This window comes from Ruegeria sp. CG1 (assembly GCF_056537265.1).
Genome location: NZ_JBQFRF010000018.1, coordinates 1 through 15,772, shown reverse-complemented (window position 1 = coordinate 15,772; position 15,772 = coordinate 1). Strand labels below are relative to the sequence as shown.

General features: G+C 57.2%; 10 protein-coding genes. 4 read left to right on the top strand and 6 right to left on the bottom strand.

Annotated elements, in window-relative coordinates; genetic code table 11:
* Window positions 1-263 precede the first annotated feature (263 nt).
* The gene (locus tag ACR0AU_RS21680; RefSeq protein WP_480522612.1) at window positions 264-3,512 is read left to right on the top strand and encodes an ATP-binding protein; all 3,249 of its coding nucleotides are present in this window, start codon (window positions 264-266) and stop codon (window positions 3,510-3,512) included.
* Complete coding sequence (locus ACR0AU_RS21675) at window positions 3,509-6,691, top strand: VWA domain-containing protein (RefSeq protein ID WP_480522614.1); 3,183 nt, start codon at window positions 3,509-3,511, stop codon at window positions 6,689-6,691. The genes ACR0AU_RS21680 and ACR0AU_RS21675 overlap by 4 nt, the downstream gene beginning before the upstream one ends.
* 280 nt (window positions 6,692-6,971) lie before the next feature.
* Here the strand turns inward: ACR0AU_RS21675 and ACR0AU_RS21670 are convergent, their stop codons facing one another.
* The 3 genes from ACR0AU_RS21670 to ACR0AU_RS21660 form a co-directional block, all read right to left on the bottom strand.
* Entirely contained in the window at window positions 6,972-9,176 is a 2,205-nt protein-coding gene (locus ACR0AU_RS21670; protein ID WP_480588241.1) for a transglutaminase-like domain-containing protein, read from the bottom strand.
* Between the two features lie 445 nt (window positions 9,177-9,621).
* Window positions 9,622-10,500: an alpha/beta fold hydrolase gene (locus tag ACR0AU_RS21665; RefSeq protein WP_480588243.1), complete on the bottom strand. Its 879-nt coding sequence runs from the start codon at window positions 10,498-10,500 to the stop codon at window positions 9,622-9,624.
* 176 nt (window positions 10,501-10,676) lie between these two features.
* Window positions 10,677-11,588, bottom strand: a complete 912-nt coding sequence (locus ACR0AU_RS21660; protein ID WP_480522620.1) for a homocysteine S-methyltransferase family protein — start codon at window positions 11,586-11,588, stop codon at window positions 10,677-10,679.
* Between the two features lie 84 nt (window positions 11,589-11,672).
* On the opposite strand from ACR0AU_RS21660, the gene ACR0AU_RS21655 reads away from it, so the two are divergent.
* Window positions 11,673-11,960, top strand: a complete 288-nt coding sequence (locus tag ACR0AU_RS21655) for an MBL fold metallo-hydrolase (protein ID WP_170514471.1) — start codon at window positions 11,673-11,675, stop codon at window positions 11,958-11,960.
* 549 nt (window positions 11,961-12,509) lie between these two features.
* Here ACR0AU_RS21655 and ACR0AU_RS21650 read toward each other — a convergent pair.
* Entirely contained in the window at window positions 12,510-13,850 is a 1,341-nt protein-coding gene (locus ACR0AU_RS21650; protein ID WP_480522622.1) for a DUF7986 domain-containing protein, read from the bottom strand.
* 115 nt (window positions 13,851-13,965) lie between these two features.
* The gene (locus ACR0AU_RS21645) at window positions 13,966-14,181 is read right to left on the bottom strand and encodes a DUF6429 family protein (RefSeq protein WP_480796303.1); all 216 of its coding nucleotides are present in this window, start codon (window positions 14,179-14,181) and stop codon (window positions 13,966-13,968) included.
* A 232-nt stretch (window positions 14,182-14,413) separates the two neighbouring features.
* On the opposite strand from ACR0AU_RS21645, the gene ACR0AU_RS21640 reads away from it, so the two are divergent.
* A complete protein-coding gene (locus tag ACR0AU_RS21640) occupies window positions 14,414-14,665 on the top strand; it encodes a WGR domain-containing protein (RefSeq protein WP_480522626.1) in 252 nt (83 codons plus the stop codon).
* A 138-nt stretch (window positions 14,666-14,803) separates the two neighbouring features.
* Here the strand turns inward: ACR0AU_RS21640 and ACR0AU_RS21635 are convergent, their stop codons facing one another.
* Window positions 14,804-15,112 (bottom strand): hypothetical protein, encoded by a 309-nt coding sequence (locus tag ACR0AU_RS21635; RefSeq protein WP_480522628.1) that lies wholly within the window; start codon window positions 15,110-15,112, stop codon window positions 14,804-14,806.
* Window positions 15,113-15,772: the final 660 nt, after the last annotated feature.

The following is a 15,772-nucleotide window of genomic DNA, read 5'->3' as shown; positions in this document are numbered from 1 at the left end:
ATCTCCTTGAATCCGCCGCGCAATAAACGAACGGCGGCATCACCGAAAAACTGCTTAAAGGGGGATTTAGCACTCAGCCGCACTCGACCCCTAGATCGCGCGGCGAAGAGATCTCATTCTCCTAAACCGACGTTAATGCAAGTCTTCGACAGTTCAGATGTCGTTTCTTTTTTTTCGACAGATACCGCTGACGAGGTCCGTCTGCTACGGTGTTTCAGGCAAAGATCAGCTCCGTTGGAAGCTGGAAAATGTGAGGGCGCGAGATGTTTGGCAAAGCCAATTCGGTACTTGTTTTAAGTGGACTGCTTGCAGGGGTCTCCACTTTTGCGTTGGCGGAAGCACCAGCCAACTTGCTTGCGCTGGCGACGGTCGAAAACAGCTTGGCACGCGCCGGAGAAGACACCGGGGCGCTGGTTGCCAACTTGATCGACGGCAACGCCGGCACGGTCGCCGTCTTTGAGGCCGTGGACGGGATGCCCATCGACTTGCTCTTTGCCTTTGAGCGCGGAACCGTGGCGCCGGAGACATTCTCTTTGACACTTTCCAACGATGCCAGAATACCGGCCCCTGCCCGAATTGACATCCTTGCGTCAACCGCATCAGCCTCTTCAGGTTTTTCCTCCCTCAGAGCCGAGACCATCGATCCCTTGAAGCCCGTGCAAAAGGCCCGGTTCGGCAGTGGCGCGGCGGATTGGTTGCTTGTGCGGCTTTACCCGGCACGGGGCGCAGAAGAAATTGCGCTTGCGGACCTCAGCATCGGCGGCAAGGAGGGCTTTCCAGAAACCCGTTATGCCTTCGGTGAAACGCCGATCACCGCGCTCGAGATTGTGGCTGAAATGCAGACGCTCGGCGCTGCGGATCTCAAACTCACAGCGCAAGAAGCCGCAATTTTTGCACGTGCGGGGGAAGGTAACCTGACCAACGCCGAATTTATGGAGATCGCCCTTCTGGCATCCGGCGTAATGGACGGCGCCACGCGCTCAGACTACATTGCGCGCGTCAACGCGTTAACAGCGGAAGCGAAATCCGTCTTGGACCTCTCTGCCCCACGTCGTGAGAGCGGCGCGCAACTCCTCACATGGCTTCACACCCGCGCCTTCCAGGGCGGGTACCGCGAAGCGCAAACGAACCTCTCGGGGGTCTTGGACGATGGCGTGTTCAACTGCGTTTCGTCGGCTGTGCTTTATAACGCGGTCGCTGGGGGTCTTGGATTTGACATACGCGCGATCGAGGTCCCGGATCATGCGTTCTCGATCGTCTACGATGGCCTCAACCACATGGACGTTGAGACAACAACGGCCGAGGGCTTTGACCCGCGACGAAAAAATGTCGCGGACTTTGAGAACCTAACCGGGTTTCGCTACATCCCGCAGTCAAACAAATCGAAACGCCGGGAAATCGGGGCGGCCGGTTTGGCGGCATTGATCTACTACAACCATGGCGTTGAACACCTCCGCGCTGGCCGATACCAAGACGCGCTTTTTGCAAACTTTCGGGCGATGAGCCTGGATCCCGAGTTCGCTTCGGCGGCGACCAATGCCCTTGCGGCGTTGGGCCGATGGAGCACGTCGCTCGCAGATGTTGGGAACTGGGAAGACGCCACCGAGGTCGCGGCTGTTGGCGCCCGACTTGCGCCGGAAGATCGCGGGCTGGCCGCAACGCGCAAGGCCATTTGGCAACGTTGGGCGTTCGCGGAGGCACATGCGGGGCGCCCGGAAGCCGCGCTCGACATTTTGGCGACGGCAGCCGATGAGATCGACCGGGACACCTTTGACGGGCTGCGTGCGGCGGTCTTCACGCGGCCGGCCGAAGACTTTATCGATGCGGGCGACTGGCAAGGGGCGCTTGATGCAACGTTAACCGCCGACGCGCTTTTGGATCCTCAATCCCTTGGGGATCTACGTGAATGGCGGGGCGGGGTTTATCAACGATGGGCGTCCGCGGAATTGGATGCAGGCCGCTTCCCCAACGCCCTTGAGGTATTGCAGGCCGGATCTTTGGCCTATCCAGGCGATCGCAATATCGCACGTGCAACGCGATATCTTGCGCAGGAATGGGCAAAGGCTGAGGGGTTTCCCAAGGGGCTGGATGCGCTTCAAAGCGTCAAAAGCGCGGTGCCAGACATCACCAACTTAGACGAGATCGCGGAGACCTTTTTGCGGCGCCACATTCGCGCCGGGATAGAAACGGTCACTTTAGAGGCGGCATTGGCAGACGTTGCGCAAGTCGGCGAAATTGTTGGCCCGAATCAAATGAATGAGCTCACGGCATTTGCCTTTGAGGCCTATGGTCATGCCCGCATCGACGCCGAGGATTGGGCTGCTGCCGCAGAAATCTATGCGGAAGGCCGCAAAGCGGTTCCGGACAGCAAGAGCCTGGCGCGAAATGCACGCTACGTGGCCCAAGAGTGGCAGCGCCAGGCAAATGCAGAGGGCGGTGTCGCCGCACTTGAGGCGGTCCAACGAACCCTGAGGGCGCTCTTTCCAGACTTTGCCGTCGACCCGGGGTTCGGTGAGGACGAGATCATTCGTCAAGTAAACGCAGCACTGCGTTCCGGTGATACTGGCTCGGCGGAAGAGATCCTTGCGAGCGCGCAACTTTTGACCCGTCTGGAGACATACCAGGAGCTCCAGACCGTGATCTTTGATTACAGAGCGCGCGACGCAATGGATGCTGGAAACTGGGAAGACGCAGCTGAGATTTACCACGCCGGTCGCATGCAACTTGGGGATCCAAAACTCTTTTCACAAAATATCGCCTACATCGCGCAAGAATGGACCCGCTCTGCGGCGCAACGTGATAGCGCGGCGGGTGTCGCTGAAGCGATGGACCAGCTCCTCCGTCTATTTCCGCAAGACAAGAAGGTCGCGGGGATGGGTGTGACGACGCTCAACCGGATGATTGCTCAACACGTCGAAACCGGTGACTTCGAGGCCGCCAAAAACACTGTCGGCCAAGCGCGCCGCGTGCTCAGCCAGGAAGAGGCGGGCGAGCTCTTGGTGACCTTGTATGTCCGGTCCGCGTCTAAGGCGATTGACGAGGCGCGCTGGGAAGAGGCGCTGACAGCCTATGCTGACGGTCTGGCCATCGCACCCGATGCGCGGGACCTAAAGCGCAATGTACCATTCGTTTTCCAAGAGTGGTCACACAGCGCTTTGACGGAAGGGGGCGCGTCTCTCTTCGTCACCGAGGTCACGCGCATGGAGGACATTCTTCCCGGAACAAAATCGCTTCAAGACGTCCTAGAGAACGTGCTGGGTCGCGCAGCAACCGACCTCGTCGATCGCGCTGATCCGGAGGGCGCACTTGCGCTCATCCATGACGTGTCCCCTGTGCTCGCCGACACGCTCTCGGCAGACTTAAAAGCGATCATCTATGATCGATGGGCCCGGAGCAAATTTGACGCAGAAGCCTGGCAAGAGGCGATCGGCATCTACGACATGGGTCTTCTCGAAGTTCCCGACAGTAGGCTCTTGAAGAACAACCGTCGCTACGCGGAGGGCCAGCTGTGAGCGTCAACTTCCTCCGTACAACGTTTCGCTGTCTGGCCAGTTTGGGCCTCGCTTTGACACTAAGCGCCGGAGCTGCTTCGGCCAATCCTGAGGCTCTCGACGCCACCTCGGTTCTCGAAGGCGGGTCCGGCCCGGACGTCTCAGAATGGGGTGCAGACTATGCCACGTGGCAAGCACCCCATCACATCAGAGATCTCGCGACACGCGCCTATGGTGGCGTTGTCACCACGTCTTCCTCGCAAGAAAACGATGCCTGGTCTTCGGCGAACCTCGGCGACGGGCTGCCCTCTATATACCAACAAAGCATCGGCACCCGCGAATGCGTGCATTGTGGGTGGGGTGCCGAGAAAGGGGATGCTGCCCCGGCAATTTCCGTCCAATTTCGAGACGGGCGGATCGCCGATCTCAGCGCGATCGTTCTCGACACGCGCGTTGGGAAGACTGCACCTTTCCCATGGTTCAGGTTTCCCAGTCTGGTTCGCGTCTGGGTCAAACCCGGAGAGGGCCAGGCCTATGAGCAAATCTTGGAGGTGACGCTTCCGAAGACGGCGCAAAGGAACCTTATTCCGCTCAGACCCGGGACACGGGCTCAGGCTGTTCGGATTGAAATTTTGGGCACGCACTTGGATGAGCCACCGACCATGGCCAATATCGAAGTGTGGGAGGACGACGCGACCCCCACGTCACTTGTCGAAGACCAGGCGTGGGATCTGGCCGAACCGTCGGCCGGGGCGCAGGTTGTCTCGTTCAGCGGATTTGAGAAAAACCCGCCGGTGTTCGCGCTCACCGGACAAGACAATCGCGCCTGGATCACCAAGAAAGGCCCAGACCCAAAACATGTCGTTCTGGCCTTTGGCCCCCATGAGCAGGTTTTCGTCAGCGATGTTGTCGTCGAATTCGCTCCGGGAACCGGGCTGCCGGGACGGATAGCGCTTGATGTGTCAGACCAAGCGCAAGGGGTCGACTTTGAACGCATTGCCGTTCTTGCGCCCCTCGCCACGAACCCTGTGGTTCGATTTCCAGTTGGTCAGAAACTCAGGCACCTTCGGCTTGTCTTTGAAGGCGGGGCCGATCAGCTCGCGATCAGAAAAATCGCTGTGATGGAAGGCGCGTCCGACCTGCTCTCTTTACGGCAACGCTCGACACCATCCATAACGCTTGATGCCCAGATCCCAGCGCAAGAGCGTGCCGGTCCGGATGAAATCGAACCCAACGACAAATTTGCAAACGCGCAGATGCTGGACACAAACGACGTGATTCGCGGTCTTGTAAGTGGTGGGGACACGGATATTTTTGCGTTGCCGCACGCAGATACCGGCGTTCCAATCCTCACGGTCGCGTCGTCAGATCAAATTGTTCAGTCCCTTGGCTTTTGGCGGCGCGATGGCCGACCACACAGCGGTGTCGCCGGAGCGGTAGGTCCGGATGGCTCGAAACGCTTCGCCCTCCTTCCCCCCGATGCGCCGGATTTTGTGTCCTTGACGGCTCAGGCAAGTCAGGTGGCCATTGTGTATGACACCTCCGGGAGCCTTGAGGGCTCGGAACGCGCGTTGCAAAACGCACTCGAAACCTATGTCCAGAGCGCCCCAGCGGGACAAAGACTGCATTTGGTTCGCTTTTCCGACGAGGTCGTGACCGTCGCACCCGGCCAAGGCCATGACGGACTTTTGGCTGCTTTACGGGAAGGCATCATTGCCGACGGAGCGACGAAACTCCACGAGGGCTTGGATACCGCGCTCGATATCCTCTCCGCCCAGGACGGGAGCAAAGCCATCTTACTGATCGGCGATGGCATCGATTCCGCCAGCAAGAAAGAGGTAACACGCGCCCGAATTCTTCAACGCGCCAATGACCTCTCTATCCCAATCTACAGCATTGCCATGGGCGAGGAGGTAAACCGATATCAGTTCAAAGCCGTTGGAACGGGTCGCAACGTCTTTCGTGGTCTCTCGGTGATGACAGGTGGCCGCAGCTTTTATGCGACAGGGGCCGAAGATCTGACCCGGTTCTACGACACCCTCCGGGAGGTAATGGCCGCACCGGTGCCCTATGAGTTGCGCACTGAACTCAACATTATTCCTGGAACACTGCGTGTAAGGGCTGCAAACCCGGTGCTATCACCAGAAACTGCCACGCCCGTCCACGTGATCCTTGACATGTCTGGGTCGATGGCACGCCCTATGGCGCATGGCGAGCGGCGCATCGATGCTGCAAAAGCCGTCCTAAATCAGGTTCTTGGAAGCCTACCTGAAGGAATTGAGTTCGGCCTTACGGTGTATGGAAATCGGATCCCGGAAAGTGCCGGAAAAGACACCGCCTGCACCGACATTGAAACGCCAATTCCGCCCGGCCCGTTGAAAAAGGCAGTTGTTTCGGGACTGGTGGCCGGGCTCGAGCCAAGCGGGGGGACCACCCCCCTCATTGGAAGCATCGCGGCGGTCGCAAAAACGGTGCACGCGGGAGCTGGTACACGCATTATCGTGATCACAGATGGCATTGAAGAATGCGCTCCCAATCCAGAAGCCGTCATGCGGGATGTGCGAGCGCAAGCTTCTGGCGATATCGAAATGAACCTCATCGGGTTTGACCTAAACACCGACGCCGACCGCGCGAATATCGCCGAGATTGCACGCGCCGGTGGCGGCACTTTTGTGGATGCCCGAGGCAGCGCAGCATTTGCCAACGCACTGCAGGCGGCTTTTTCGGCGGATGTCGACGTCGTCAATCAAGAGGGCATCGTCGTCGCAAAAGGGCGTATCGGAGGAGACGGCATCTCCGTTCCGTCAGGGCGCTTTGAGGTACGGCTCAGCGGGGGCAAATCTCTTGGCGCAATCGAGATCTCCGGCAACATGGACACATGGGTCGACATCGAAACAGGTCCAAGCGGTCCGAAATTGGTGGCCTATGCGCCTGGCGTCACGCCGCCACGCCTGGAACCAAATTGCGGGGCTGCCGCGATTGCCGGCTCGGAAGCTGACAGAGTGCGCCGCGTTCAACAGAAGCTCAACGCATTGGGGTTCAACGTTGGTCCGGCCGATGGGCTCGCAGGCCGCGCAACCCGCGCCGGGATTGAGGCGTTCAGCGCAGGCTTTGGCTTGCCCGGCCTTGTTGGGGTGTCCGTACGTCTCGAGCAGCATCTCGACTGTGTCATCGCAACTGGCACCACGGAGATCCGGTAGATGGTGTTTTACCGAGCGGCTCCGTTCCGCATGCGACACAGACGCACGAGTAGCGTTGCTGGAGCATTGGCCTGTTTGGGCCATCTACCACGGAATTGACCGAAGCTCGTCTATTAAAGCCTTCTCCGTCTTTTGCGAATGGTCCCCGTTGGAGAAGACGTACCGACTTTATGCCACCGTCGAAGCGATAGACTGGACCGTCTTTTATTGTTTGCAACCGGGTGAAAGGACGCAGCCACAGGGCTATTGAAGCGACACCCAGGGATGGTGCGCTTACGTGTCACGGCGTGTCAATATTGGGAATCTCGATGTCAGGAAGTGGATTCCAACCTGTCAGGCTCAGGCCCAAGAAGTTCAAGAAAACAAAAAAAGCTCCTATGCCTTCAACAATACCGGCGCCCCAAATAGTCGTTCCCTCCAAAGCAATTCCAATCGAAGTCCCAAGACCGAAACTGAGCCCAAAGGCCAGTAGTCCCCAAATCAGCACTGACATCATGCAACCTTCATTTTGGCCGCAGTCCTGCATGCCCGTGACAATGAAGTAAGGCAGGAGAGAAAAGTCCACCAAGAGCAGTAATGTCACAAAGGCGCCGCCTCGACCGCGATCGTCTACGCCAGTTGCGGCCCCGGTCGCAGGGTCAATCCGCCACCACGACACGTCGCGTCCTCCCGCGACCGCAAGCAAGGACGTTCGATCCATATCGGCCGCAGCGTTTGCTAGAGCCTGGCCCTGCAGGCCGAGCGACGAGAGCTCGGCCTGCGATGACACAACACGAAACTGGTCTGCCTCCGAGAGAGTTGCCCAGGCGCTCGCGGACGACTTCAAAGTGACGCTTGGCGGTGCGTCCGTGCCAAATCCGGCCTCCAACCAGGTCTCGGCTACCCCAGCTCTTAGCGCAATATTTGGGGCAGCGCGAAAGCCCGTCGTGCTCACCTGCATCGCTCTAAGCCCGGACTCAACAATATCAAAACTCGCCAGCCTTGCTTCGTCGTCTTGGACTTGAAATCCGTTGATCGTGGTCATCGGCGCGCCGCGCCAAATAATGGATCCGTCCTCTGCAACGGATTGCGCGGCCAAGTCCATCAATCGCGATAGCATCGCACGCGCTAAGGAATTGTTGGGGCGGGGGAGCTTTTTTTCCATGACCACGCGCAATTGCGCGATCAGCACCGACATCAATTCTCCCTCGGATGCGGCAGCACCATCGGCGTTGATCGTCCAGACGCCGACAGGTGCCGACGTGCGATGATCAGTCGCCTCCCAGATACGCCGTTCCACAAGGACAGGCGTCGCTTGGAAAGGCCCCTGGAGCGCGACTTCGATAACAACGGCTGTGACTTGTTCAGCATCTGCGGGTTCGCCAATCGGTGCACCGCCGATCGTTGAGCTCAGACCGCTGAAGGCGTCGGCAATGCCGGCACTGGCCTCACCGGCGCCATCGGTAAAGATCGGATCCAATACACTTCCGTCCCACTCAAACGCGATTTGCTGTATGTCTTCGCTCTCCAGGCGCACAAGAAAGCTCTCGGCTTTTGTCAGATCGCCGAACCCATCTTTACTCGCTGTATCAGGCAAGATCGTCAGCAAGGCCGAACCGGCGCCGTCCTTTCCAGGAGTTATGGTTGTGCCGTCGAGGACAGACACGTCCCTAACGTCGTTTTCGTCGCTAACCTCGATTTTTAAGCCCACTTCAACTTTGTGATATGCCGACGGAGGGAGGGAGGCTGAAAACCGCTGCAATGTCACGGCAGTAGAAGGATCGAATGCGATATGATGGTCTTCCCACTTATCGCTGTTTGGTGCCCGGGTCTGCACCCAGGCGTACCGAGACGCCTCTTCCAAGAAGATAGCGTCCAATTCGACGCCAGTTGGCATTCTATCGCCGAGCACTTGCTCTAATTCCTCCGCGACAGCAAGCACTTGCTCATTAGCTGGTACGTCAGGTGCCGGGTTCTGCATAAACTGTACAAAGCGGTCTAAATCTTCACTGAGCATACCGGCGGCCCGCATGCCCTCCACTGCACCCGACAAATCAGCGGTTTCGGTTACGATCGCGGAACGGATCGAAGGCGCGCTTGCGGCGATCAATCGAGCAGCTTCTTTCGGAGGAAGCGTTGTAAACGCAAAGCGAGTTTCAACTCCGCAGGTTCTCAGTATGCTCTCTAATACCAATGCCTGGTCCCACGAATTGCCGGCGCCCGTTGAAAGCGTTCCGGAGACACCTCGCATCACTCCGTCGTAGATTTGCGTCGCGAGGCGTTTGTCGATCTGTTGCACGATCTCAGACGTCGGCGCCGTACATACCTCCTCGGCTAAAGCTGCTGCATTGAAACGTGTCTCGTCTATGCTGCTATCGATCTGGTCTAGCACTCTTTCGAAAGACGCTGCATCTGCCGCAACGGCTGAACTTCCAGAAAAGGGTGCGCTGGCAATTGCCAGAGAAACGATTAGCGCCGTGGCCTGCCGAAATAATTTTCTCATCATCGTTCTCTCTGTTCTGAGGGCGCGTTAGTAAGTATCGCGATCACACCAAGACACCAAAAAGGCTCCGTGATTGCAATGTACCACTGAGAGCGATCGATCTTGCACCGCAGATCTCGGTTGCAATGGTGGGACGGCGTCGCTCCCGGTTCTAAAAACGAAAGACTTCGAACGCTACATGGAGGAGCTCCTGAGGTCTGGGAAATTGCCGACTAGGCTAGTGCTTCCTGAAATAGAACGCTCCCCACAAGCACAACATCTGGAAGACCTGATAAATGAGCTGAACAGGCCCAATCCATGCATAGCCATCCCCGGATTGTTGTTTGAGATTGAAGCAACCGCTGCAGCATAGGTGAGATCAAAACAGCTACTTGGTTTGGAAGACCATTTGACCGCTATGTCCGCATCTGGGAACAGCGAAGCGTGAATTTGAAGTCAGCCTCAGCCCTCAGCCGCCAGCAAGGAATTCTTTGATCCGCGCGTTCAGGGTTTCTGGTGCGTCCTCGTGGATCATGTGTGACCCGTTTTCGATGATTTCGACATGCGCATCAGGCAGCCGCTCGCTAAGTCCATCGATTAGCAGCCTAAACAAGTGCGGACTATCAGCCCCGCCGATAAGAAGGACCGGAATATGGATATCCGAAAACGATGTTCCGATCAGATCGGGGAAGCCATGATACAGTGAGAGGGCTCTGTCAGGGCCTCGGTTGTCCCAAACTTGAGCGTATCGTTCCTCCGATAGTGCCTCGAAATATCTGTCGCCCAAAACCCCTCGGCCAAACTTTTCAACGGCCAGTTTATCATCGCCAATCCGAAACGCCTTTTCAGATGGGCCTACGGTACCTATGCCAAACTTAATGATGTCAAACGCAAGCCGGGGCGCAGAGAACAAAAGGCCGATCAACTGGGTAGGCTTTGGCGGAATACTCACGTGCATTGAGACAGCAGGCGGTTCAATGAGGACGAGGCTGCGGAACATTTCCGGCACCTGCTTGGCCGCTAAGAGTGAAACAAGGCCGCCCCACGAGTGCCCTACGACGTGTGCCGGCCCTGCATCCATCACTTTGACCAAACCCGCCAGATCTTCCACATGCACCTGGATAGGGTCCCTGGCATCGGTTGGTATCGGAGCGTTCGGGACATGATAGCGTCGACTGTAGGCAATCGTGCGATAATTTTCCGAGAAAACGCCAAGCTGTTGGGACCAAGTGCGCACGTCCGAGGCGCTGCCGTGCACAAAAACCAGTGGCTCGCCTTCACCCTTTTCGAAGGTCGCAAGAACGGTGCCGTTCACTTCCACTGACTTGGCTTCATCCAAATCGAGCATGGTTTCAAGACTAGCGCAATGTAACTCCATTGTTAACGGCAGCTTCGGCGGCCGCTCTGCAGGTACAGCTTTGCACGATGAACGGCAGGTTTGGGCCGATCTCCTAACAAGTTGTGGAAAGAAATTACGGGAGCACCTTAGATCTCAGCGTTATCGCTCAGATTGAACTAAGTTGGCTATGCTAATTCGCTGATCGTCGATTTCAGATGGCGCATGTCGGTACCGCAGCATCCTCCAAATACTTGAATCGACGGATTCTGCTGCGCAATCGCGGCAATCTGTTTACCAAGTTCAATTGGATCGCCTTCGTCCAGCTCATCCGCTTCGTCAAGTTCCGCATGCGAGCAACTCGAAGCGTTCGCCACAAGGCCTCTCAGCCGGGGGTGGTTGCCAATCGCTCTGGCGAAATGGGTAGGGTGAGCGCAGTTGACCATAAAAAACATCGCCGCCGAGTCGGTTGCCGCGTCGATTTGGTCTATGCCGTCCACAAGTTTGGTTCCGTCTGCCAGGCACCCGTCTGTCTCAACAACCAGAGACATGATGATCGGCAGATCAGCGTCTCGGGCGGCGAGGATGCAACCCGCTGCCTCGCTTGGGCGGTTGAATGTATAAGCGGTGACCAGATCGAGGCTTGTGTCTTTCAGGCTTTGCATTTGAGCAGCGTGGTACCGACGTGCATCTTCGATGGGTACCGGCGGGATGTCGGCGTAAGGATCATAGCGCGGGCCGATGCAGGCCGACACCAGTACATCATCGCGAGCGGAAGCTTGGCGCACGTCTTCCATTAGACTGACCGCATCTTTGTTTACTTCGGCGAGCCGCTCTGCATCGTACCCCATGGGCGCTGCCCGGTCGGCGTTCGCCATCCATGTGGGCGCATCAAGGATGCATCCGACATTCATTTCACGGGCCAGATCGACAAGTGCCTGCATTTGACCGGCCAGTATCACCCTGGTGCCAGGTTCTTCCAGCAATGGAAACGACGCGAAACCGGGAAGCTCAACTCCATGATTGAAAATCAGGTCGGTGCCAGTGCCGGCGTAAACCAGAAAGGTCTTGTCACCTTCGAGTGGGAGCTGCCGCGCCATTCTGATCCACGCCTATTGCCGTTACCTCTGCACAAGAAACCTACTTTGTCTCGGGCCTCCTGTGAACCTTAGGACTGCGACAGGGTGTATTCCGTCACTCTGATCCCCACGCCAGGCCATACACCCGGTCATGTCTCGGTCGAAATCACCAGTGGCGACCGGTGCGCTCTGATAACAGGTGATGCAATCCCTACAACCGCCCAGTGCGGGCATCTCGAGTGGCATTTTACGTTTGATTCCGATGCTGAGATGGCCGTGACATCCCGTCGGAAACTGTCCGAAACAGGATGTATTGTGCTCGGAAACCACTTCGCTTTGCCGTCTATTGGTCGGGTGAAGGCGGACAACGACGCGTTTCGCTGGGAGGACTAGCCCAGACTGTATTTTGATGTGAACGGGTCTGTTGTCGGATGGAGGCTGACGTGAAAGTTCGACGCGCCCCGCAGCATACAGGCAATGATCGGCTTAACTAAATCTCGAACCTATTGGGCTATGTCACATTCCCTTGAATTCTTGTTTCACAAGCTTTCTCTCTTCACCATTTTGTGAAAGCCTGAAGCAGTTATGAGTGACAGAGTGTGCAATTTTCAGAAAACAGTGGTTCTTTCTGAACTCCAATCAGCTCTCTTGGACGGAATTTGTGATCACTGCGCGGTGACAAGTTCGGAACTGGCCAAGAGTGGAGAGGTGCTGGAAATATGTGGTCAAGAGTACTGTTTCGATTATGAAACCGGTGTGTCCACGGAGACTGAAATTTTGTTGTGCCCCAGCTGTCACGAGGCAAACCATCTGGACGCGCAGCGACAGCATAACCCTTGCCACATCTCTGCAAGACGCAGCCGGGAAAACATGGGTTAGTCGATGGGTTCAGGAGGCGAAGTTTTGGAACGGTTTTTTGCAAGAACCATCGCTGGTCCAATTTCAGTAGTCTGACAGACCAAGCTCGTCCCACATCCAGCCGAAATCATACTCAGCCACCGGAGAGCCGGTCTGGCGCGCGCTGCGGTTTTCGATTGTCTTCAGCCAGTCTATGACTTTCTTCCTGCCCGCCGTGCTGCGAACGGCCTGGCGCGGGGTCTTGCCATCCAGGGCAGGAATCGGCTGGTCAAGCGTATCGCGGTAATGCTGTTCGAGATATTCGTGGGCCATCTGACGGGCAAGGGCACGGGGGATGTCCTCTTCTTCTGCCACTCCGTTACTCGTGCTGTCATCCGCCATCATCTGTTCGGCGGTCTGGATTGATGTCAGCGGAGATTTCACCAGGTCGCCCAGGAGGTCCCGGACCAGGGCTTCGCCGCGTTCAGCGCGCGCTGTAGAGTTCACAGAAAGTGTGAGTGTCCGACCTTTCAGATCTAGGGACCCAAGCACGGAGGCCCCTGACATTGATTTGTCCAACACGAGGCCGGTGCCGTGCTTGGTGCCGGACGGGGTGTCGAGGTCAAGCCAGGTCCAATCCTTCTGGCCTGAGATCACGAGTTCTGCGGACTGTGTTAGCTTTTCAGATACCTGGCTTTGCCTCACTTTGCTGGCGAGGGGGAAGCGCATGTCGTGAAAGAGCAGGTTGTCGCCATCGCTGTTGCTGATTTGTGGTGGTTCCGGATCCAGCAGGTTCGGCAGATGTGCGAAGAGCCAGGCATTGGTGAAGAGGGGTGCGGAACGGTGTAGCTGATCCTGTGTCAGCCTCAGTTCAACGTCGGGGTTCAATTTCAACACGGAGCGGAGCCCGTCTTCAAAAAACGCGACGGTGTCGGGGTCGAAGGGGAGCAGCGCCCCCGAGATCACGTTATATTCCCCCTGTGCGACAACCCGAGCTGCGATGCGATCCCATCGCTGCAGCATCTGCGTCGCGCTGTGTTCCCGGACGGTAACCGGCTCTGCGTCCGAAAGCATGTTGCGCAAGACCATGGATCTGCCGGGGTCTACCTCGCTCACCTCATAAAGGCTGACCGACGCGTCCCGCAAACCCTCGATATAGGCGCGGGTCTGCGCACTCTCTTTGGAACCGCTCCCTTTCAGATAGGCATCTACAGCGTTTTCGGCGTCCGGTCCGAATGTCCTGCCCAGCAAGTCTTCCAGGCCACCGCCCCACAGAACCATTGGCCAATCCTCGCCCAGCAGGTCGCCCAGATCCTCGAAATCGAGATCAAAGGCTTCGAGACTTGGCAGAAAATGCTCGTCCAACACGTCCGCGAGCCGCTCGTGCCAAATCTCGTCACGGGTGATAAACCGAATGAGCCCACCAAGATCGTTCCCCGTTGTCATCTTCAGCTTCTCCCTGTTCGCCAGACAGAGGCGATCTAGCGCAGATTGCAACCGCCAGCCAGATCACAGGCTTGTGCAGATCTGCGTTGCATGGATGGTCTTGTCGTGGCGAATGCTATGTCTTTGGCTCCCGCTCAAAAAGCTCTGCGAAAAGTTCTTCGGAGCGACGCAGGCCTTCATCGGTTAGCACAATCGATTTTGCCTTTCCAACCGGGTCCAGGATCAGCCCCTTGCGGTGCAGGCGGTCAAGCGCGTCCCAGTCAAAGCCTTTCCATGCGCGGCGCTCGTCATGCAGCGTCAACCAGAGCAGCGCCAGGACTGCCTCATCCACTTTGTTTTCATCTATGTCCATAACAACAGCGGACGCGACAAAGGGCGGGCTCGTCAACCCAGATCCGGCGCATGGAGGGCATGCAAAGATCTTCAGCTAGCCTATAGTGCGACCAGAATGATAAGGCCGGGTGAAACCCGTGCCACCTCACATCACGGGTATGAATCGCTCCCGGCGAATAGATATCGCATTGTCATTGGACAGCTGGGCTGTGCCAAGCAATACTGGGAGCATGGCGCTGACAGACACCACACCTGTCCACCTGATCCATGTAGACCCTGACGTCAACATGGCACGGTTCTACGGAATAGAGTTGCAGCCGACGCTGTTTGGGGAAGTTTCGGTTCTCCGCACGTGGGGACGTATTGGCACAAACGGACAAGCTATGATGGTGACGTACGAAGACGAAGCCCAGGCTGCTGACGCGCTCCATATACTTGAAAGACAAAAACGTCGCCGAGGCTATGTTCCGGTTGGAGCATAGGCGTTTGATCCCATGGTTGGATGATGCGACCATATTCAAAGGAAAGGTGTGCAGCGAGGCATGTGTGAGAGCACCGCATCGATGGTTCTTCCAACCTTCCAACACAACGCGACAGATGCCAAACAAGCGTGATAGTGTTCAGGGCTTGTTGCTATCGATCCAGCGGGACATCAGATTGCGATCCCGAAAACACTCGTCCGGAACAGGGCTGCGCTTGATCCGGGCGATGCGTTCCGCAAATGCCACCTGCTTCGAGCTTGGCCTTGTATCGCGAACGCGAGGTGCTGATCTCTGCGTGTCGATCCATTGGCTCATCGCGCGCCGATCTTGCTGGATTTCCCAGGGCAAAACGACGTTTTGTTGCTCTGCCAACTTGCGTGCATAAGCAAGTTGCTTTGCCGTTGCTGGCAGTGCTGTCTGTGTCTCTGAAATGGCAGTTTCGGACATAAGTTTTTCCCCTTGGCAGCTTAGCAAAAGAATAGAACAAAAGGGGTTCCAAAGCAAACATATTGTGGGTGCTTAACGTAAGTATACTAAATATAGTGTTTTCGTCGAGGCAGGATAACACGCGTGCTTTTGTTTTCTGACAAGACCACGCAAACGGTGAATTGAGACCCGCGCGCGGCGCGCGGTTCACATTGATCAATTGACAGGGCAGGGGATCGACGCGCTAAAGCGCGCTCACCCCGGCCCTGGCATTGTCCAATAGTGGGGCTGCTGTGACCGGCAGGCCGGTCCCATCATCCCGATCCGCCCGCATCCTGTGTCGGGCCGGTCAAGGGGCAAACGCCGCGCGGTGCGCGTCGTCTCCATGTCAAAAAAAACCGGTTCCTCCCACGCGCAAGCGCGCGGTTCCCTCCCATTTTTTCGCCACTCCGACCCCGTGACAGTCCCGCCCCAGGCCACAGGCAGGGCTTCGCCCTCCTGTTGGCGGAGAAAGGGACGAGGCAGCAGAGGAAGCCTATAACCAGTTTCAGGAAATGGCCGGGAAAGGCAGTGTCGAAGCGTTCAAGGCTTTCCGCGATCTGGGCAAGAAAACCCGCAACGGCGAAATCACCGCGTTTCTCGCGCGGCGCTTTACAACCCAGCAGGCCGACTTCATGGCTG

Excerpts from the sequence above, each read along its gene's own strand:
- ACR0AU_RS21680 (WP_480522612.1), top strand. The coding sequence starts at position 264 with ATGTTTGGCAAAGCCAATTCGGTACTTGTTTTAAGTGGACTGCTTGCA.
- ACR0AU_RS21670 (WP_480588241.1), bottom strand. The coding sequence starts at position 9,176 with ATGATGAGAAAATTATTTCGGCAGGCCACGGCGCTAATCGTTTCTCTG.
- ACR0AU_RS21665 (WP_480588243.1), bottom strand. The coding sequence starts at position 10,500 with ATGCTCGATTTGGATGAAGCCAAGTCAGTGGAAGTGAACGGCACCGTT.
- ACR0AU_RS21660 (WP_480522620.1), bottom strand. The coding sequence starts at position 11,588 with ATGGCGCGGCAGCTCCCACTCGAAGGTGACAAGACCTTTCTGGTTTAC.
- ACR0AU_RS21650 (WP_480522622.1), bottom strand. The coding sequence starts at position 13,850 with ATGACAACGGGGAACGATCTTGGTGGGCTCATTCGGTTTATCACCCGT.
- ACR0AU_RS21640 (WP_480522626.1), top strand. The coding sequence starts at position 14,414 with ATGGCGCTGACAGACACCACACCTGTCCACCTGATCCATGTAGACCCT.
- ACR0AU_RS21635 (WP_480522628.1), bottom strand. The coding sequence starts at position 15,112 with ATGTCCGAAACTGCCATTTCAGAGACACAGACAGCACTGCCAGCAACG.